The following is a 17,153-nucleotide window of genomic DNA, read 5'->3' as shown; positions in this document are numbered from 1 at the left end:
TCATGACGTCTCTGACCAGCACGTCCAGCACGACCGCGTCCCCGGCAGTGGAACCGCCCCGGCGCCGTGGGAAGTTCTGGCGCTCCCCGCCCGACCAGCCGTCCTGGGCCAGGCCCGCGCTCCTGGGCATCGCCGCCCTCGCCGGACTGCTCTACGCCTGGAACATCACCAGCAGCGGGCTCGCCCCGTACTACTCCCTGGCCGCCCGCAGCATGTCCGAGAGCTGGAAGGCGTTCCTGTTCACCACCGTCGATCCGGCGGCGACCCTCACCATGGACAAGATCGGCGGCTTTCTGTGGCCGCAGGCCCTGTCGGCGCGGGTCTTCGGCTTCCACGACTGGGCGCTGACGCTGCCGCAGTGCATTATGGGCGTGATCTCCGTCCTGGTGATGTACCGGGTGGTGCGCCGCTGGCAGGGGCCCGCCGCCGGACTGCTCGCCGCGGGTCTCCTGACGGTCACGCCCGTCGCGGCCTCGATGTTCGGCCACGCGATGATGGACGGCTCGCTCACCATGTGCCTCGTGCTGGCCGCCGACCAGTACCAGAAGGCGGTCGGCACCGCGCGGCTGAGGCCGCTGCTGCTGAGCGCCCTGTGGATCGGCATCGGCTTCCAGATGAAGATGATGGAGGCCTGGATCATCGTCCCCGCACTCTGCGTCGGCTACCTCGTCGCGGCTCCGGTGCGGCTGAGGAAGCGCCTCGGGCAACTGGCCGTGGCGGGCGTGGTGCTCTTGTCGGTGTCGCTGTCGTGGGTGGCGCTGCTGACCTTCACTCCGGCGAACGACCGCCCCTACGTGGACGGTTCGACCAACGACAGCGCCGCCGCCATGGTCTTCGGCTACAACGGCTTCAACCGCCTGCATGCCGGACTGATCGACGGCGGAGCGTCCGCGTCCGACGACGGAGGCGGGAACAAGGACGGTGCACGGAGCGCGCCGACGGCCCCGCCCGCGAGCAGCGGGCCGGGGCAGCCCGGGAGCGGCAAGGAGAAGGGGGGCGCCGAGAGGAAGGATGGCGCCGGACGGCAGCCTTCGACGGCCCAACCGTCCGGCGCGCCTCCCGGCGGAACCGACGGCGCACCGTCCGAAGAGCGACAGCAGGGCCGGAAGGGACAGGACAGCGGTACGCCCGGCGGCACCTGGGCACCCCCGAAGCCCCCTTCCGAGACCTCTCTGTGGCTCAAGCTCCTGCGCGACCCTCTCGCACCACAGATCGGCTGGCTGTATCCCCTCGCCGTGATCGCCCTGGCCATCGGCCTGTCGACGCACCGCAGGGCCGCCCGCACCCATCCGACCCGCGCGGGCTTTCTGATGTGGGGCACCTGGCTGATCACATCGGCCTGTGTGCTGAGCGCCATCGACAACCTCTTCCACACCGCCTACCTGTCCGTACTCGCGCCGCCGCTCGCCGCGCTGTCCGCCGCCGGGACCGTCGCCCTGTGGCGCGCGCACCGAGCCGCGCCCGGTGGCCGACGGGCCTGGGTGCTGCCCGCCGTCATCGCCGCGGAAGTCGGCTGGACGGTCCATCTGGCCTCCGACTACACGAACTTCGCACCCTGGCTCATCCCCGTGGTCGTCGTGGCCACGCTCATCGCCGTCCTGGCCCTCGGCGGCCTCCTGCGCGGCAGCAGCGCCCGCCGGGCCGGGCTCACCGGACTGCTCGCCGGATGCGTGGCCATGTTCGCCGCGCCGACGGCGTGGTCCTTGTCCGTGCTGAACGAGCGTTACGCGGGATCGGCGTTCGACGCGTCGGCCGGCCCGCGCCCCGAGGGCGCCGGGACGGGGGCAGGGACGGGCAGGGTTATCGGCGGGGGGAGCGGCGTGGGCGGCGGGGCGGGCACGGTCAACGTGACCCAGGACCCACGCACCTCACTGACCTCCACGGAGAGCAAGCTCCTCGCCTACGTCCAGAAGCACAACGGTGCCGCGAAATACACCATGTCCACCGAGACGACCATGGCCGCGGCCCCGTACATCTACGCCGAAGCCGTGCCCCTCCTCCCCGTCGCCAGCATGCATGGCGACGCGCTCACTCTCACCAAGTACCAGGAACTCGTCGCCACGGAAGACGTCAGCTTCGCGCTGGTCACCGAGGAGGGCGCGAAGAAGTCGAAGATCAGCGCCTGGGTGAGGTCGGCCTGCGCCCGAGTCGACCCAGGAACTTACGGTGCTGCCGCCGGCGCCGACAGCGACCGCGGTGGCGGCGGCTCACCGACGCTCTACCACTGTGCCGCGGCCGACGCGGACGAGGCCCGCATGCGAGCGCGGGACTGAGAGAACCGCCGCTTCCCTGAAGTCGCGCAGCAGCGCACCGTGCGGAGATGAAGAGGCCTGTCCTGAAGTTCCTCGTCGATGACCTGTGGCTTGCACAACTGCCACATCGACTGGCCGGGGTCGGTTGACTCGACGATCGCACGGGCTCACCAGTACGCCGACAGGGTTGTAACTGACGCCTCGTCAGTTTACGGTGTGCGGCACCGCCGGACCGCCTCCAGCCCCGTACCGGGCCGCGGATTCCGGGAAGGGAGCGAGCGGTATGAGCCACGTCGTTGACGAGGAGGACGGCCCGGTCGCCGGCGCGGAGGAGTCCGCCACCGGTGAACTGCTGCGCGTGGTGGATGAATCCCCCGAGTCCCTGTACGCGCTCCTCGCCGAAGGCGGCTGGAGTGACGGGCTGCCCGTCGCCGCCCCCACCCCGGCGCGTGTCGAGGCGATGCTGGCCGGTTGCGGCCCCGATCTGGACCCGGACGAGGTGATCGGCGTCCTGCCTCCGCGACTGGGCGAGGCCACCCCCCGGCTGCTGGCCGTGAACGCGGTGCTGGCCGGATGCACACCGGACCTCATGCCCCTGCTCGTCGCGGCCGTGCGCGGCATCGCCGCGCCGGAGTTCAACCTGCGCGGCGTCAACTCCACCACTCACCCGGTGTCCGTTCTGGTCATCGTGCACGGCGAGGCCGTGCGTACCTGTGGCTTCAACGCGGGCACCGGCACGCTGGGACCGGGCAACCGGGCCAACGCCACCCTCGGCCGCGCCATGCGGCTCGTGCTGCTGCACGTCGCCGGCGGCACGGCCGGCTCCGGGGACGCCGCCACGCACGGGCAGCCGGCGAAGTACACGTACTGCCTGGCGGAGAACGCCGCCGCGAGCCCATGGCCCGCCTATCCGCACACCATCGGCGTGGACGCGTCCAGCGCCGTCACGGTGGCGGGCATGGAGAACCCGCACAATGTGCACGACATGGAGACCCGCGGCAGCCCGGCGCCCCTGCTGGCCAAGGCCGCCAGCGTCATGGCCACGCTCGGCTCCAACAATGCCGTGGTCTCCAGCGCGGAGTTCTTCGTCGTCCTCGGGCCGGAGCACGCGGCGACCATCGCCGCCGCCGGATGGTCGCGGCAGGACGTACAGGCGTACCTGTACGAGAAGGCCCGCCGCCCGGCCGGGGAGCTGCGGGCGCACTTCGGCAGCGTCCTTTGGCCTGCGTGGATGCGGGCGCTGGGCGACGACGACCTCCAGCCGATGACAGGCAGCCCGCAGAACATCCGGGTGCTCGTGGCGGGCGGGCCGGGCAAACACTCGCTGGTCGTGCCGAGTTGGGGGCTGACCCGCAGTGTGACCGTCCCGGTCGTCCCTTCCCGGGCGCCGACGTCCACCCGCGACCGGTGAGACGTTCCGCCGGGCGGCCGCGGGAGCACTACCGGAAGAACGGCAGGAGCACCGCAGGAGCACCGCAGGGGCAGCGAGCGCGTCACCACCGAGACACAAGGAGCGCCGTGATCGAGATCCTGTCACCCGCCGGGCGCGTCGGCGTCCGGCCCGTGGAGCCGGCGCCCGGGACCGGTGTGCTCACCGGCCGCCGCATCGCCGTACTGGACAACGGCAAGCCGCACGCCGGTTTCGTCATGGCGGCCATCGCCCGGCTGCTCGCCGAGCGCACCGGGGCCTCACTCGCGGGGGAGGCCGTGAAGACCAGCGCCGCCCTCCCGATGGAGCCGGACGTCGCCGAGCGGCTGCGCGGCGCGGCCGACGTCGTGCTGACCGGATCAGCCGACTGCGGCTCATGCACCTCATGGAGCGTGCACGACACCGTGGAACTGGAACGGCTGGGCCTGCCGACGGTCCTGCTCGCCACCCGCGCCTTCGCCGACCTCGCCCGCGAGGTCTGCGCGCTGCACGGGCTGCGCCGGGCCCGGGTCATGACCGTCCGAGGCCCGCTCGGCGGCTCCCCGGACAGCGAGCTGATGGCTATGGCGGAAGAGGGCGCGGAGCAGGCGCTGCGCCTGTGGACCGAGACCTGACCGACGTGAGAGGGGCAACAACGGCCATGACACACCCCGGCTGCGACGGCGGCGATGGCGTTGCCGCCGCCTTGGACCCGCTGGCCCGGACGCTGGCCGCGGACGGGTACCGCTTGGAGGTCACCCGGCTCGACGAGGCCACGCGCCGGCTCGTCCTCACCATCGCCGCGGGGGAGGGAGCCTGCGCGGAGTGCCTCGTTCCGAAGGAGATCCTGAGCCGTCTGGCGCGCGCACGGCTGAGCGCGGCGATTCCCGGCCCTCCGTGGGACGTGGAGTTCGTGCTTCCCGGCACCGCCCCGGTGGACGGCTGATGACCCGCCCGATGTCATTCGGTCTCCATCTCCATGGGCGCTGCGCCCTGGTCACGGGCGGTGGCGCGGGCATCGGCCGGGCCGTGGCACGGGCGCTGGGGGAGGCGGGCGCCGCTGTGGCCGTCGTGGACATCGTGGCGCATGCCGCGGACGAGACGGCCCGGGACCTCGTGGCCGCCGGTCACCGCGCCGTCGCCGTCACCGCGGACGTCACCGACGCACGGCAGGCCGAGGCGGCGGTCGAGGAAACCGTGCGGAAGCTGGGAGGCCTCGACATCGCCGTCAACAACGTGGGCATGCTGGCCGGACACCGCCCGCGCCCGTTCGTGGCCTGGTCGCCCGCCGCCACCGGGGACGTGGTGGCGAACAACCTGTACGCGACGGTGTACTCCTGCCAGGCAGAGGCGCGGGCCATGATCGCGCACCGGCGCGGTGGCGTGATCATCAACGTCAGCTCGGGCGAGGCCACCCGGCCCGCGCCCGGCATGGCCGTGTACGGTGCCGCCAAGGCGGCCGTGAACCATCTGACGCGGACGCTCGCCATGGAACTGGCGCCGCACGGCATCCGCGTCAACGCCGTCGCCCCGGGGACGACGCTCACCCGCGACGTCGAGGCCGGGCTTCCCGAGGACTACCGGCGGGCGCTGATACGGTCCATCCCTCTGGGCGCGCTCTCCGAGCCGAGCGACTTGGCCGGCCTCGTGCTGCTCCTGGCGTCCGACCTGGCGGCGCACACCACCGGACAGTTCCTCCTCGCGGACAACGGCGCCTTCCTGTCCCGGAACCGGCCCGAGATGCCGCTGCCCGCAGAGGAGTGACGAGAGGTCGCCGAGCGCCGGTGCTCCCTGACCGTGTGGCGAGCGGTGTTCAGGACCAGTAGCGGCGAGTGGCCGCCCACGCCCGGCGGGCGAACTCGGCCGGGCCCAGTGCCGCGAGCTCCGCGGAATTGACCTCCACGCTCACCACTCCCGCGTAGCCCTTCTCGGCGAGCGCCTCACGGAAGGCCCCGAGCGCGAACACCCCGTCGCCCGGCATCACTCGCCGCATCATGCACTCGTCATACAAGTCGGCGCCGGTCCCCAGCATCGCCGGATGGTCATTGAACTGGACATAGGCGATTTCCTCGGCGGGCAGTGCGGAGAGCTCCTCCCACGTGTCCGGCCCCTGGAAGAAGTGCCAGGTGTCGACCAGCACCCCGGCCCGCGCTGCCCCGGCGTGCCGGACCAGGGCACGGGCGTCGGCGATCGTGGTGAGGGGCGTGAACGGCAGGAACTCCACCGCCGCCATCCCGTCCGCGTCCGCGATGAACTCGGCGCAACGCGCGAACAGGTCTGCGCTCCGCGGTCCCGACGCCGCGGTGACCATGCCGAGCGCGTACGGGGCGCCGAACGCCGCGAGGGCCTCGGCGGTCCGCCGTGCGCTTTCGTACGTGCTTCCTTCGTCGTCGGACACGACGAACCCCAGCATCTCGTGGCAGCGCAGCCCGGCCGCGCTCAGGTCCCGGGCGAGCCGGTCCAGGGTGTGTCCGCGCCCGACCCACGCGTCCACGGTGAACAGGTCCAGGCCCACCCCGGTGAACCCCGCCGCCCGTACCGCGTCGAACAGTTCGCCCGGATCCACGGCCGCCCCGCCCGCCCCGCCCGGACCGGCCGCCCGTACGAACGGCGAGAAGTTCAACGCGTTCAAGCACAGCTCCGCCACGGCGACTGCCCCTCCCTGACCTGACGAACCATCAGATACCAATCCTGACTGTACCGCGAACGGCCCGTGGGGGGTGCCGGACGGCATCGACCTCCAGTACGACCATCGCGCCGCCGGGCGGCTGCACAACCAGTTCACCGTGAACGTCATCCAGGGGGTTCAGCATGTCGACGGTCACGCCGTGCCGAGCGGGACGGCGGAGCGAAACGCCGACTGCGGTGGAGCCGAGGGGCGTCAGGGGTTATTCAGGTAGGTGAGGACGGCGAGGACGCGGCGGTTGTTGGTGTCGTCATCGGTGATGCCGAGTTTGCCGAACAGGGAGGTCGTGTATTTGCTGATGGCGCTTTCGCTGAGGAAGAGCCGCCGGCCGATGGCCTGATTGGACAGTCCTTCGGCCATGAGGCCGAGCACGGAGTGTTCGCGTTCGGTGAGTCCTTCGAGTCGCCGGTTCGAGGAGCCGCTGGACAGCAACTTGGCGATGACGACTGGGTCCATGGCGGTCCCGCCCCCGGCGACGCGTTCCAGGGCATCGATGAACTGATCGGCGTCGAAGACGCTCTCTTTGAGGAAATAGCCAATGCCACCGGCGCCGTCGGCCAGGAGCTCGCGGGCGTACAGCTGCTCGACGTACTGGGAAAGGATGAGGACCGGCAGTCCGGGCAGTTCGCTGCGGGCGGCAAGAGCAGCGCGCAGGCCCTCATCCGACTGGGCCGGCGGCATGCGGACGTCGATGACGGCAACGTCCGGCCGCCACGTCAGCAGCGCCTCGAGCGTCTCGGGTCCGGTGGCTGCCGTCGCCACCACCTGGTGCCCGCACGCCTCGATGAGGCGGACCATTCCGTCACGCAGGAGGTAGAGGTCTTCGGCTACTACGATTCGCATGGCACCATCATCCTCACCCGGGTCGGGCCGCCTGCCGGGCTGGTGATCTGCAGGGTGCCGTCGAAGACCGCGAGCCGACGACGCAGCCCCGCAAGTCCGCCGTCGGCTCGCACGCCGGCTCCGCCGCGGCCGTCGTCTTCGACATCGATGACGATGCCGGTGTCGTCATGGGTGATGGAGATCCGGGCCCGTGTCGCACGGGCGTGCTTGACAGCGTTGGTCAGCAGTTCGGCGATGGCGAAGTACAGGGCAGACTCGATCGGCGGGTCCAGGCGGAGCTGAAGGTCGGCGCTGACACCCGCTTCGAGCGGGCTGTCCAGGGCAAGAGCGCGGACGGCATCGACGAGCCCGCGGTCGTTCAGCACGGGCGGATTGATTCCCTGGACCAGTTCGCGGAGCTCGGTCAGTGAAGCGGTGGCACCGGCCCGCGCTTCCCTCATCAGCTTCCTGGCCTGGTCGGGGTCGGTTTCCATCAACTTCTCCGCAGTCGCCAAAGAGAGCCCGAGCCCGACCAGGCGGGCCTGCGCTCCGTCGTGCAGGTCCCGCTCGATCCGGCGGATCTCGGCGGCCTGAGCGACCGTCGCGTCCGCACGCTGGGCGGTCAGTTCGCCCACCCGGTCCGCCAACGCCATAGCGGGTGACGGGCGTAGGAAGCGGACGGCCACCGGCTCGACACACCGCCACGCATACGGGGCACTAGCGAGGGCCACCACCAGGCCGAGCGCCCCGACGACGCGAGCGGCGGACTCCGGCCGGCCGAGCCCGAGGACCGCCACGGCCACCCCGGCCGGCGGGAGGGACGCGACCACGCCCGCGGTGAGCGGCGCGATCGCCGTGAACCTCAGATCGCGCCAGTTGGCGGGATCCCCCCACCGGACGCGCCACTTCTGATCCAAGAGGGCGTCGCGGCGGGTGCGCTCGTAACTGAAGCCGTTCCACCAGTACCCGGTGGACATCCGTGTCACCGGCCCGGCCTCCCGGTATCCGGCGGGGATGACGGTGGCCGTCCACTTCGTGACGAGGAAGCGGACCATCCGGCAGACCGGGCGGGACAGGAGGAGCGTGCCCCCGCACACCAACACGATCGGCGCGACCCACGACCACGGGTTTCCCGCCCCCCACCAGATCCCCAGCGCCACGGCGGCTGCCCACAAGGCCGGGAGCAGCATGCTGATGGCCGCCACGACGCACGCCCGTACGAACCCCACGCCGGCGCGCGCCGACCACGAACCCAGCTGTCTCATGTTTCTTCCTTCGCTTTCCGTTCGGTGCTTCCACTGTGCACCGCGCGGAGCCCGCTACCGCCCTGGTCAGCCGGGGAGTAGGGCTACCCCCACCCACCCGTGCGTCCAGACGGATACCGCGTCGACCGAGCGCTTCGTAGCGTCGGTGAGCATGGAATCCAACATCCACACCCCGCCCTCCGCCGCCCATCACGACCATCCCCACACCCGACGAGCCTTCGACACGGCGAAGAGCAGCATCAAGGTCTACGGCGCACTCGGCGCCGTCGCCCTCCTGGCGGTCATCGTGGTGTCGAGCAGCGGTCATATGGTGAACACGTTCATGTGGGTCCGGGCAGTCCTGCTGCCTGTAGTCGCCGTGCTGATCTACCGGATGACCGGCTCCGCTTCCCGGGGATCCCGACGGGCCTTCGAGCGCGTGAGTGCCCTCGCCGTGATCATGCCGATCGCGATCATCGGCGTCGACCTGATCCCGGGTGTCTGCCCGCCGTGGTACGCGGTGATGCAGGTCGTCTGCATGCTGCCCATCATCCGAGTCGCGTTCATCATCCGTGGCTCTGCACTGCGCGCCGCCTTCCCGAGAGAGCGGGGCGGGCGTGACGATCGAACCACGGCATCTGCGACCACGCACGACCGGGCCGGGACCCTCCGGCAACCGCCCGGGCAGGGCGAGCGCGGGACCAGTACTCGACCCTGCTCTCCTACCGGGTAACGGCAGGCCCGGCGGGGACAGGCTTCCTGGCCGCGCTGCGGCGGACGATCGCCCGTGGGACCGCCCGCTTCGGCCTGCGCGGCGCGGTTGCCTCCGCTGAACCCGGGCGCTCCACGGACCGCCGGCGAAGACGCGGGCGAGCGGTGCTCGGCGGCCTACCGGCTTCCGGGGCGATGACTCACCGGGCCAGCAGACACATGACCGCGCCCGCCGCGGAGGCAGCGGCGACAAGGCACGCCGCACAGGTGGCGTGCCGTCTCAGCAGGGTGCGCTTGAGCGTGACGTAACGCGCCTCGTACTCCTGCCGCAGCCGTGCGGCCCGGTCGGCGGTGCTGCGCAGTCTCTGATGCGTCAGGGCGAGGTCTCGCTGGATGTAGTGGTGCGTGAGGTCCTCCGCCTGCGCGGTGGTGAGCCACGGCAGACGGGCACACAGGTCCTCCGCTCCCTGCCGTGCCCGCTGTCGTTCGGCTTCGAGGAGGAGGAAGCCCTCGGTCTCCTCGGCGAGGGTCGCGCCCTGACGTTCTTGCGGTACGTCGTGTCCGTCCGCGATCACGACCGGTCGCCCTCGTGCCCGCTGGCGTCGATGACATCGCGCTTGCCGGCGTTCTCCTTCTGGTCGAGCTGGACGACGGCGGGGTGATGCAGGTCGAAGGCGGGGGATTCGGAGCGGATCTTGGGGAGGGTGAGGAAGTTGTGGCGAGGTGGCGGGCAGGAGGTGGCCCACTCCAGGGAACGCCCGAATCCCCAGGGGTCGTCGACGTCGACGCGCTTGCCGTACTTGGCGGTCTTCCAGACGTTGTAGAGGAAGGGCAGCGTGGACAGGCCGAGCAGGAAGGCTCCGATGGAGGAGATGGTGTTGAGGGCGGTGAAGCCGTCGGCATCCAGGTAGTCGGCGTAGCGGCGGGGCATGCCTTCGGCGCCGAGCCAGTGCTGGACGAGGAAGGTGGTGTGGAAGCCGACGAACAGCGTCCAGAAGTGGATCTTCTCCAGGCGGGTGTCGAGCATGGTGCCGGTCATCTTCGGCCACCAGAAGCTGAAGCCGCCGAACATGGCGAAGACGATCGTGCCGAAGAGCACGTAGTGGAAGTGGGCGATGACGAAGTAGCTGTCGGTGACGTGCCAGTCCAGGGGCGGAGAGCCGAGGATCACTCCGGTCAGGCCGCCGAAGAGGAAGGTCACCAGGAAGCCGACCGCCCACAGCATGGGCGGCTCGAAGGAGAGCGAGCCCTTCCACATGGTGCCGATCCAGTTGAAGAACTTCACCCCGGTGGGCACAGCGATCAGATACGTCATGAAGGCGAAGAACGGCAGCAGTACCGCGCCGGTGGCGAACATGTGGTGCGCCCACACCGTGACCGAGAGACCGGTGATCGCGATGGTGGCGCCGACCAGGCCCATGTATCCGAAGATCGGCTTGCGGGAGAACACCGGCAGGATCTCGGTGATCACGCCGAAGAACGGCAGCGCGAGGATGTAGACCTCGGGGTGGCCGAAGAACCAGAACAGGTGCTGCCACAGGATGGCCCCGCCGTTCTCGGGGCTGAAGACCTGCGCGCCGAAGCGCCGGTCGGCCTCCAAGGCGAGCAGCGCCGCTGCCAGGACGGGGAAGGCGAGCAGTACCAGGACCGAGGTGAGCAGCACGTTCCAGGTGAAGATCGGCATCCGGAACATGGTCATGCCGGGGGCGCGCATGCAGATGATGGTGGTGATGAAGTTGACCGCGCCGAGGATGGTGCCGAACCCGGACAGGGCAAGGCCCATGATCCACAGGTCGCCGCCGATGTACGGGGTGCGTTCGCCGCCGCTGAGGGGTGTGTAGGCGGTCCAGCCGAAGTCGGCGGCGCCCTGGGGTGTGAGGAAGCTGCTGAGGACGATCAGCCCGCCGAAGAGGAACAGCCAGTACGAGAGCATGTTCAGGCGGGGGAAGGCGACGTCCGGGGAACCGATCTGCAGCGGCATGATCGCGTTGGCGAAGCCGGCGAAGGTCGGGGTGGCGAAGAGCAGCAGCATGATCGTGCCGTGCATGGTGAACGACTGGTTGTACTGCTCGGTCGAGAGCAACTGCATCCCCGGACGGGCCAGCTCCGCCCGGATGGCCATCGCCAGCGCCCCGCCGATCAGAAAGAACACGAACGAGGTGATCAGGTACAGGTGACCGATCTTCTTGTGATCGGTCGTGGTGATCCAGGAGACGATCACCTGCCCTCGGCTGCGATGCCCCTCTACCGGTACGAGCGTGGCCGACTCTGCCTGAGCGGTCATTACTTTCCTCACCTGGTCCCGAGTGCGGTCTTTTCGTCATCAAGCTCCCGAACAACGCGCCCAGACCCCACGTGACGCGCCGACAAGATCCGTGGCAATTGCTGAATCACCAAATGGCCGAGGTTTACACCGATGGCTTTCGGTCGCTGTAGAGCGTCAGAGCGTCGGGTTCCAAGCCTGCGCGGTCTTCGGATTCCCGGATCGCCGGGCGCCGGGAACCGAAGAGGACTGAGGCGGCGTTCTGGCACGGCCGCGCCGTGACCATGCCGCCGCGGCCCCGTCGTGTTGGCAGATGGGTTCGTCGGCCACCACAGCAGCGCCCATTTCGTCCCGCTCGACACCGCTGACGACTGGCCGCACTTCGGCCTCGGCAGCGGAATGCTGGCACTGGGCACGCTGCTCACCCGTGGCAGCAATGCGACCAGGTGAGGACAGAGTAGGACGTGGTCACCCAGGAACCGGGCTCAGCCGCCGGACGTCTTCCCCCGGCGCGGCATTTGGGGCGACTTCGCGGCTTCGGCCTCGGCCTTGGCGTCGTTCACCGCGGCGGCGGCCTGTTTCTCGGCCTGGTCAACAGCGGTGGCTGCGTCGAGCGGGACCGTTGAGCCTGCTGCGAGTTCCGGAGCCCGGCTCTCGCCCGGTGTGTCGTCGGCGTCGGCGGTGCCTGTTCCCTCAGGTTCCTCAGGTCGCGCCGGTCCGGGAAGACCCATCGCTGAGTGATCGCCGAACGCGGTGGTGACGGTGCGGACTGCCTCGGTCAGCTCTCCCGGGATCACCCAGAACGTGTTGTTGTCGCTCTTCGCCAAGTGCGGAAGTGTTTCGAGATACTTGTAGGCCAGGATCTTCGGGTCGGCATTGTTGCGATGGACGGCCTGGAATACGCGCTCCACCGCCTTTGCCTCGCCGTCCGCCCGCAGGATCATGGCTTGTTGCGTGCCCTGTGCCTCGAGGATGTCCTTCTGCTTCGTGCCTTCCGCGGTAAGGATCTTGGCTTGCCGCTCCCCCTCGGCGTGCAGGATGGCCGCGCGCTTGTCACGCTCGGCCCGCATCTGCTTCTCCATCGCCTCTTTGATGGTGTGCGGTGGATCGATGGCCTTGATCTCGACGCGGTTGACCCGGATGCCCCACTTGCCGGTGGCATCGTCGAGGACGGCACGGAGCTGGGCGTTGATCTCCTCCCGTGAGGTGAGCGTCCCCTCCAGATCCATGCTGCCGATGACGTTCCGCAGCGTGGTCACGGTGAGCTGATCGATCGCCTGTAGGTAGTCAGCCACCTCGTAGGCCGCTGCCCGCGGGTCAGTGACCTGGTAATAGAGCACGGTGTCGATGTTCACCACGAGGTTGTCCTCAGTGATCACCGGCTTGGGGTCGGACGAGTACACCTGCTCGCGCACATCGAGTTTGGTGTTGATGCGGTCCGCCACCGGCACGACGAAGTTGAGGCCGGGTTGCAGCGTGCGGCGATATCGGCCGAACCGCTCGACGTTGTAGCGGCGCGCCTGAGGGACGATCCGGACAGTGGAGGTGACGAGGAAGACGACCACTATCGCCGCCACGAGAATCAGGATGACAACCGTGTCCACGCTTCCTCCATTGCCTTCTGGTCAGCCGTTCATGGTAGGAGTTCGCGGGGGTAGACGATGGCTGTAGCGCCTTCGATCTCCATCACGTCCACCAGCCTCCCCACCGGAATCACATGGCTTTCGTCGAGGGTGCGGGCGGACCAGTGTTCGCCGGACAGTTTGATCAGGCCGCGGGTGGCGGTGACCTCCTGCAAGACCTCGGCCCGCTTACCGATCAGCGCATCGCTGCCCTCACGTGTGACGGGTGGCTGTGCCATGTGCCGCAGTGCGATGGGACGGATGATGACGACCCCGGCTGCCGCTGCTGCCGCAAGGGCCGCAAGCTGGCCGACCGTGCCGATGCCCACACCGGCGACTACGGCGGCGACCAGCGCGGCGCCCGCCAGCAATCCGAAGACCAGCGTCAGCGTGAAGAACTCCGCGGCACCCAGTGCCGAGGCGGCGAGCAACCATAGATACCACGGCATCGAACCGCCCTCCTGCAGAGGCCTTGTCTACCAAGTTACCTCTCGCGACTACGGGCGGAACATACATGGCGCCGACGGACCACTCCCTGGCCCGTCGGCGTCTCGCGTCCTATGCGGCAGCGGCCATCCGCGCCTGCCGCGCCTGCCGCGCGAGCCGACCGTACGCGGGTCAGGGACCGCCCGTCATAGGCCCTCTCCCAGCGCACGGCGACAGGCCCTCACTTTCCTCAGCGTCATCGGCATCATCGGCGTCCTCGGAATGATGCTCTGGCTCTCCCTGCTCCTCATCCTCATCGCCGTCGTGGTGCTGCTATAGGGGAGATGTACGCCGCCCCCTACGTCTACCGCGCCACGTATACGGTGTTGGCCGCTGACCCTCCTTGGAGCGGGTTGGGGAACTCGACGACATGGCTCTCCGATGTCGCGAAGACCTCGGCGAGCACGGCGTTGAACTCCTCGTCCGGCGGGTCATTCGACCACAGAGCAAAGACGCCGTCAGGGCGCAGACGACGGGCGAGCGCGCGTAGCCCCGCAGGCCGGTACAGCGCTGCGTGACTGGGGTGCAGCACCTGGCGGGGCGAGTGGTCGATGTCGAGCAAGATGGCGTGGAAGCGCCGATCCGGGTCCTCGGGGTCCAGGCCGCCGCCGTCACCGGCCATCCCGAAGAAGTCGCCGTGGATCAGACGGCATCGGGCATCCGACGTCAATTCGACGCCGAGCGGTACGGCTCCGCGCTCGTGCCACCCGATCACGTCGCCGAGAGCCTCGATCACGGTCAACGAACGCACCCGCGGATCGGCCAGCGCCGCCCGCGCGGTGTATCCGAGACCGAGGCCGCCCACCACGACGTCCAGTTCGGTGTCCGGCAGCGGTTCGAGGCCGAGCCGGGTGAGTGCGATCTCGCCGGCGGTGAAGAGGCTGGACATCAAGAACTCGTCCCCGAGCTTCACCTCGTACACGTCGTCGCCCGATGCCGGGTCCCGTCGGCGCCGCAGGCTGATGTCGCCCATCGCTGTCGGGCGCCAGTCGATCTCCTCAAAACGCGCGCTCATCCGTTCCGCCTTCTGAAGTAGGTATGCCGGGAGGCCCCTGGTCCCCGCGTGCCCGGGTACAACGTCACGTCCGCCCCGGCCGAGGGCGAGGCGGACGCGTCAGGCGTCGACGATGCGGGATGATCAGTGCCTGCGGCGATGCGTTCGGTACGCCCAGTTTCGCCATGGTGCGTGCGATGAGCTGCTCCGGGTGGTGCGTGTCGCCGACATCTTCCTCTGCCGAGGTGGCCCGGCCAGGGTTTTCTCGATCACCGGGATGACAAGCTCGCAGGTGGTGTCGTCGGGGATGATGGCGACCACCGTGACGACGCCTTCCTCGGCCAACGGGGAGGCGGTCCTTGGGAGAGGCTTCGGTGACGCCGTCGACGGCCGCCCCGTCCACGTAGACGGCGGGCGCCTTGACGGTGATGGAGGGCCGGCCGTCGGTCCTTGCCGCCCGCGTCGAACTCCATGGAGCCGTGCGCGGCTTGGCACGACCTCGGCGGCCACGGCGACCTCCGCGGCCATGACGATCGCGAACTTCTTGCCCGCCGGGAAGCGCCACTTCCGCGGTCGGTTTCTGCTCCGGTCGGCACCGGCAGTCGAGGCCAACTGATGCACGCTGCCGTTGCCTGCCTGGCGGTCTGCACAAAACCGTAGCCGCCGCTCCGTCTGCGCACCCCTCCCTCCAAACCCGCACCATCACAAGGGAGTTGACGGAGCGTCACGTTCCCGTACACAGTCCCCGCATCTCCTTGCAGGCACATTGCACCCACTGCGCGCGAGCGCCAAAATGAGCGTCCCGCACCACGCAAGGAGTTGCGTGTGAGTGACCCGCCGATCATGTTTCCGGACGTCGAACGCCTCGTCGTGGACTACCTCAAGAGCCGGCCCGAGCTGGCCGGAGTCATCGTCGACAACCGTACTCCCCAGGGATTCGACGGCACCCAGAAGGCCGTGCTGGTGTCCCGGGCCGGCGGGGTGTGGGTCGACGACGAGCGCCTCGACCAGCCGCTGATCGACCTGGAGGTCTACGGCCCCGACAAGCCGACGGCCCACACCGTGGCCACCGCGGCCCGTACGGCGCTGCTGACCGTGCGCAACACCACGTACGGCAGCGCCTACGTCACCGACGCCGTCGAGGCGGACGGGCCGCGCTGGCTGCCCGACTACAACCGGCAGGCCGCCAGCCGCTATCTGTCCACCACCCGGCTCTCGATCCGCCCGGCCTGACGTGCCAGTACGCCGGCCGGGCGCGGCCGGGAAGCAGCCCGGAGGAGCCACGAAGGGCCACGAGGAGCCAAGAGGAGCCAGCATGCCCGGAATGAACCCGAACGAGATCCGCGTCGCCGGTACGGGACGCGTCCTCACCGCCCAGCTCGGTACGCCGGTGCCCTCCGACGTGACCGCCGTCTGGGACGCCGCTTGGCGCGACTTGGGCTACACCAGCACCGACGGCATCAAGTTCAACAAGAAGGACAAGATCGACCCGGTGGACACCTGGCAGTCGGTCAGCCCGGCCCGGTTCGTGTACTCCGACCGCGACCTCACCGTGAAGTTCGCACTGCTCCAGCTCAACGAGGACACACTGCCGTTCTTCTTCGGCGGTGACATGGTCAAGGAGACCGCGCAGGGCTCCAAGCTCTACACGTACAAGGTGGCGGCCGAGCCCAAGATGGACGAGCGGATGCTCGGGGTGGAGTTCGCGGACGGCGACGCCATCAAGTACCGCTTCGTCATCGTGCGCGGCCAGGTCACCGAGACCGAGGAGTTCCAGCTCACCCGCACCGCGTCGGTCAAGCTGGGCCTCACCTTCACCGCGCTCGCGGTGGACAACGAAGCGCCGCTCGCCACCTGGCTGATGAACGACCCCGCGTTCGCGAAGTAGCCGCGGAGTCGTTGTGGCAGCCACCGCCACCGTTCGACCTAGGAGCCCCATGTCCGCGCCTTTCAACGTCAACGCCGCCCGTGCCCAGCGGCTCGAATCGCTGGGCCTGAACTGGGAGTTCGAGGTGGACGGCGAGAAGTTCTCGCTGCCCACCGAGATCCCGCGCCGCTCCGCCCAGGCCCTCGCCACCCTGGACGACAACGACCTGGACGGGCTCCTTGCCCTGTTGATGGGCGACGAGCAGTACAAGCGGTTCGCCGAGCACGACGTCAGCGTCCAGGACGTGGCCGCCGTCCTCAACGCCTATGGCGAGGCGACAGGGCTGAGCGTGGGGGAAGGCTGAGCCTCGGCGCGCTCGTGGAGGAGCACGCCGAGGCGCTGGAGGCGGACCTGCTGCGCTACTACGGCGTCGACCTGCTCGGCTGGTACCGCGGCGAACTGTCGTCGCGACGGCTCGCCGTGCTCGTCCGGCACCTGCCGGGGGACAGCGCGTTCCGGCTCGCGCACGACGGGGAGGTGGCGCAGTGGTCACTGACCGACCACTTGCTCGCCGCGGTGGTCGACCACCTGGCCATCGCCAACTGGATGTTCGCCTCGGTCAACCGGGCCGAGGACGAAGCGGCGCCGGAGGCACCGCAGCCTGTGCCGCGGCCGGGAACGGACGGGGCCGCGCCCGACGGGGCGCCCGCGGCCGGCACCCCCGGGCCCGCCGAACTGGCCCGCTTCTTCGGATGACGTGACTGACGTGACCCGAGCGCCACGCACGACGGACGGGAG

Annotated in this window: 19 protein-coding genes and 1 pseudogene; 11 read left to right on the top strand and 9 right to left on the bottom strand. The window is 69.6% G+C overall.

All coding sequences use genetic code 11. The features are described from left to right. The first annotated feature begins 2 nt into the window (after positions 1-2). The 5 genes from ACWDVB_RS30780 (at position 3) to ACWDVB_RS30760 (ending at position 5,424) form a co-directional block, all read left to right on the top strand. Positions 3-2,273: a glycosyltransferase family 39 protein gene (locus ACWDVB_RS30780; protein WP_451516599.1), complete on the top strand. Its 2,271-nt coding sequence runs from the start codon at positions 3-5 to the stop codon at positions 2,271-2,273. A 262-nt stretch (positions 2,274-2,535) separates the two neighbouring features. Continuing rightward, complete coding sequence (locus tag ACWDVB_RS30775) at positions 2,536-3,663, top strand: hypothetical protein (protein WP_451516598.1); 1,128 nt, start codon at positions 2,536-2,538, stop codon at positions 3,661-3,663. Positions 3,664-3,770: 107 nt separating this feature from the next. After that, complete coding sequence (locus tag ACWDVB_RS30770; RefSeq protein WP_451516597.1) at positions 3,771-4,295, top strand: UGSC family (seleno)protein; 525 nt, start codon at positions 3,771-3,773, stop codon at positions 4,293-4,295. 26 nt (positions 4,296-4,321) lie between these two features. Beyond that, complete coding sequence (locus ACWDVB_RS30765; RefSeq protein WP_451516596.1) at positions 4,322-4,606, top strand: hypothetical protein; 285 nt, start codon at positions 4,322-4,324, stop codon at positions 4,604-4,606. 11 nt (positions 4,607-4,617) lie between these two features. Then, on the top strand, positions 4,618-5,424 hold the full coding sequence (locus tag ACWDVB_RS30760; protein WP_451516595.1) for an SDR family NAD(P)-dependent oxidoreductase: 807 nt from the start codon (positions 4,618-4,620) through the stop codon (positions 5,422-5,424). A gap of 49 nt (positions 5,425-5,473) precedes the next feature. Here ACWDVB_RS30760 and ACWDVB_RS30755 read toward each other — a convergent pair whose 3' ends face one another. From ACWDVB_RS30755 to ACWDVB_RS30745, 3 genes are all read right to left on the bottom strand, one after another. After that, positions 5,474-6,292, bottom strand: coding sequence for a sugar phosphate isomerase/epimerase family protein (locus ACWDVB_RS30755; RefSeq protein ID WP_451516594.1), 819 nt, complete (start codon positions 6,290-6,292; stop codon positions 5,474-5,476). 249 nt (positions 6,293-6,541) lie between these two features. Beyond that, positions 6,542-7,189 (bottom strand): response regulator transcription factor, encoded by a 648-nt coding sequence (locus tag ACWDVB_RS30750; protein ID WP_451516593.1) that lies wholly within the window; start codon positions 7,187-7,189, stop codon positions 6,542-6,544. Beyond that, positions 7,177-8,433: a sensor histidine kinase gene (locus ACWDVB_RS30745; protein WP_451516592.1), complete on the bottom strand. Its 1,257-nt coding sequence runs from the start codon at positions 8,431-8,433 to the stop codon at positions 7,177-7,179. Before ACWDVB_RS30745 ends, ACWDVB_RS30750 begins: the two co-directional genes overlap by 13 nt. Positions 8,434-8,584: 151 nt before the next feature. Between ACWDVB_RS30745 and ACWDVB_RS30740 the strand changes: the two genes are divergently transcribed. Further along, positions 8,585-9,145, top strand: a complete 561-nt coding sequence (locus ACWDVB_RS30740) for a hypothetical protein (RefSeq protein WP_451516591.1) — start codon at positions 8,585-8,587, stop codon at positions 9,143-9,145. A gap of 178 nt (positions 9,146-9,323) precedes the next feature. On the opposite strand, the gene ACWDVB_RS30735 is transcribed toward ACWDVB_RS30740, so the two are convergent. Together ACWDVB_RS30735 and ctaD are read right to left on the bottom strand one after the other, a co-directional pair. After that, entirely contained in the window at positions 9,324-9,698 is a 375-nt protein-coding gene (locus tag ACWDVB_RS30735; protein ID WP_451516590.1) for a hypothetical protein, read from the bottom strand. Next, positions 9,695-11,407, bottom strand: a complete 1,713-nt coding sequence (gene ctaD / locus ACWDVB_RS30730) for an aa3-type cytochrome oxidase subunit I (protein WP_451516589.1) — start codon at positions 11,405-11,407, stop codon at positions 9,695-9,697. The genes ACWDVB_RS30735 and ctaD overlap by 4 nt, the downstream gene beginning before the upstream one ends. Before the next feature lie 282 nt (positions 11,408-11,689). Between ctaD and ACWDVB_RS30725 the strand changes: the two genes are divergently transcribed. After that, on the top strand, positions 11,690-11,836 hold the full coding sequence (locus tag ACWDVB_RS30725) for a hypothetical protein (protein ID WP_451516588.1): 147 nt from the start codon (positions 11,690-11,692) through the stop codon (positions 11,834-11,836). A gap of 35 nt (positions 11,837-11,871) precedes the next feature. Here ACWDVB_RS30725 and ACWDVB_RS30720 read toward each other — a convergent pair whose 3' ends face one another. From ACWDVB_RS30720 to ACWDVB_RS30705, 4 genes and pseudogenes are all read right to left on the bottom strand, one after another. Then, positions 11,872-12,990 carry an SPFH domain-containing protein gene (locus ACWDVB_RS30720; RefSeq protein ID WP_451516587.1) on the bottom strand — a complete coding sequence of 373 codons (1,119 nt, stop codon included), beginning with the start codon at positions 12,988-12,990 and terminating at the stop codon, positions 11,872-11,874. 29 nt (positions 12,991-13,019) lie between these two features. After that, a complete protein-coding gene (locus tag ACWDVB_RS30715; RefSeq protein WP_451516586.1) occupies positions 13,020-13,457 on the bottom strand; it encodes an NfeD family protein in 438 nt (145 codons plus the stop codon). 341 nt (positions 13,458-13,798) lie between these two features. Next, entirely contained in the window at positions 13,799-14,509 is a 711-nt protein-coding gene (locus ACWDVB_RS30710; protein ID WP_451516585.1) for a spermidine synthase, read from the bottom strand. Between the two features lie 123 nt (positions 14,510-14,632). Further along, positions 14,633-14,933: pseudogene (locus tag ACWDVB_RS30705) on the bottom strand (RNase J family beta-CASP ribonuclease); the annotation flags it as partial. Between the two features lie 380 nt (positions 14,934-15,313). On the opposite strand from ACWDVB_RS30705, the gene ACWDVB_RS30700 reads away from it, so the two are divergent. The 4 genes from ACWDVB_RS30700 to ACWDVB_RS30685 all read left to right on the top strand — a co-directional run bounded on the left by ACWDVB_RS30700 (position 15,314) and on the right by ACWDVB_RS30685 (position 17,111). Beyond that, the gene (locus tag ACWDVB_RS30700; protein WP_451516584.1) at positions 15,314-15,721 is read left to right on the top strand and encodes a hypothetical protein; all 408 of its coding nucleotides are present in this window, start codon (positions 15,314-15,316) and stop codon (positions 15,719-15,721) included. Positions 15,722-15,803: 82 nt separating this feature from the next. Then, on the top strand, positions 15,804-16,376 hold the full coding sequence (locus tag ACWDVB_RS30695; protein ID WP_451516583.1) for a phage tail tube protein: 573 nt from the start codon (positions 15,804-15,806) through the stop codon (positions 16,374-16,376). Between the two features lie 49 nt (positions 16,377-16,425). Beyond that, complete coding sequence (locus ACWDVB_RS30690) at positions 16,426-16,719, top strand: hypothetical protein (RefSeq protein WP_451516582.1); 294 nt, start codon at positions 16,426-16,428, stop codon at positions 16,717-16,719. 14 nt (positions 16,720-16,733) lie between these two features. Continuing rightward, entirely contained in the window at positions 16,734-17,111 is a 378-nt protein-coding gene (locus ACWDVB_RS30685) for a hypothetical protein (RefSeq protein ID WP_451516581.1), read from the top strand. Positions 17,112-17,153 lie beyond the last annotated feature (42 nt).

The organism is Streptomyces sp. NPDC003379, assembly GCF_053589195.1.
The sequence above is the reverse complement of the archived record's forward strand: the minus strand, read 5'-3'. Positions and strand labels throughout refer to the sequence as shown.

Bases quoted from the DNA above. Each gene is read 5' to 3' on its own strand.
- ACWDVB_RS30740 (WP_451516591.1), top strand. From the start codon at position 8,585: ATGGAATCCAACATCCACACCCCGCCCTCCGCCGCCCATCACGACCAT.
- ACWDVB_RS30780 (WP_451516599.1), top strand. From the start codon at position 3: ATGACGTCTCTGACCAGCACGTCCAGCACGACCGCGTCCCCGGCAGTG.
- ACWDVB_RS30765 (WP_451516596.1), top strand. From the start codon at position 4,322: ATGACACACCCCGGCTGCGACGGCGGCGATGGCGTTGCCGCCGCCTTG.
- ctaD (WP_451516589.1), bottom strand. From the start codon at position 11,407: ATGACCGCTCAGGCAGAGTCGGCCACGCTCGTACCGGTAGAGGGGCAT.
- ACWDVB_RS30690 (WP_451516582.1), top strand. From the start codon at position 16,426: ATGTCCGCGCCTTTCAACGTCAACGCCGCCCGTGCCCAGCGGCTCGAA.
- ACWDVB_RS30750 (WP_451516593.1), bottom strand. From the start codon at position 7,189: ATGCGAATCGTAGTAGCCGAAGACCTCTACCTCCTGCGTGACGGAATG.
- ACWDVB_RS30710 (WP_451516585.1), bottom strand. From the start codon at position 14,509: ATGAGCGCGCGTTTTGAGGAGATCGACTGGCGCCCGACAGCGATGGGC.
- ACWDVB_RS30695 (WP_451516583.1), top strand. From the start codon at position 15,804: ATGCCCGGAATGAACCCGAACGAGATCCGCGTCGCCGGTACGGGACGC.
- ACWDVB_RS30775 (WP_451516598.1), top strand. From the start codon at position 2,536: ATGAGCCACGTCGTTGACGAGGAGGACGGCCCGGTCGCCGGCGCGGAG.
- ACWDVB_RS30745 (WP_451516592.1), bottom strand. From the start codon at position 8,433: ATGAGACAGCTGGGTTCGTGGTCGGCGCGCGCCGGCGTGGGGTTCGTA.
- ACWDVB_RS30760 (WP_451516595.1), top strand. From the start codon at position 4,618: ATGTCATTCGGTCTCCATCTCCATGGGCGCTGCGCCCTGGTCACGGGC.
- ACWDVB_RS30715 (WP_451516586.1), bottom strand. From the start codon at position 13,457: ATGCCGTGGTATCTATGGTTGCTCGCCGCCTCGGCACTGGGTGCCGCG.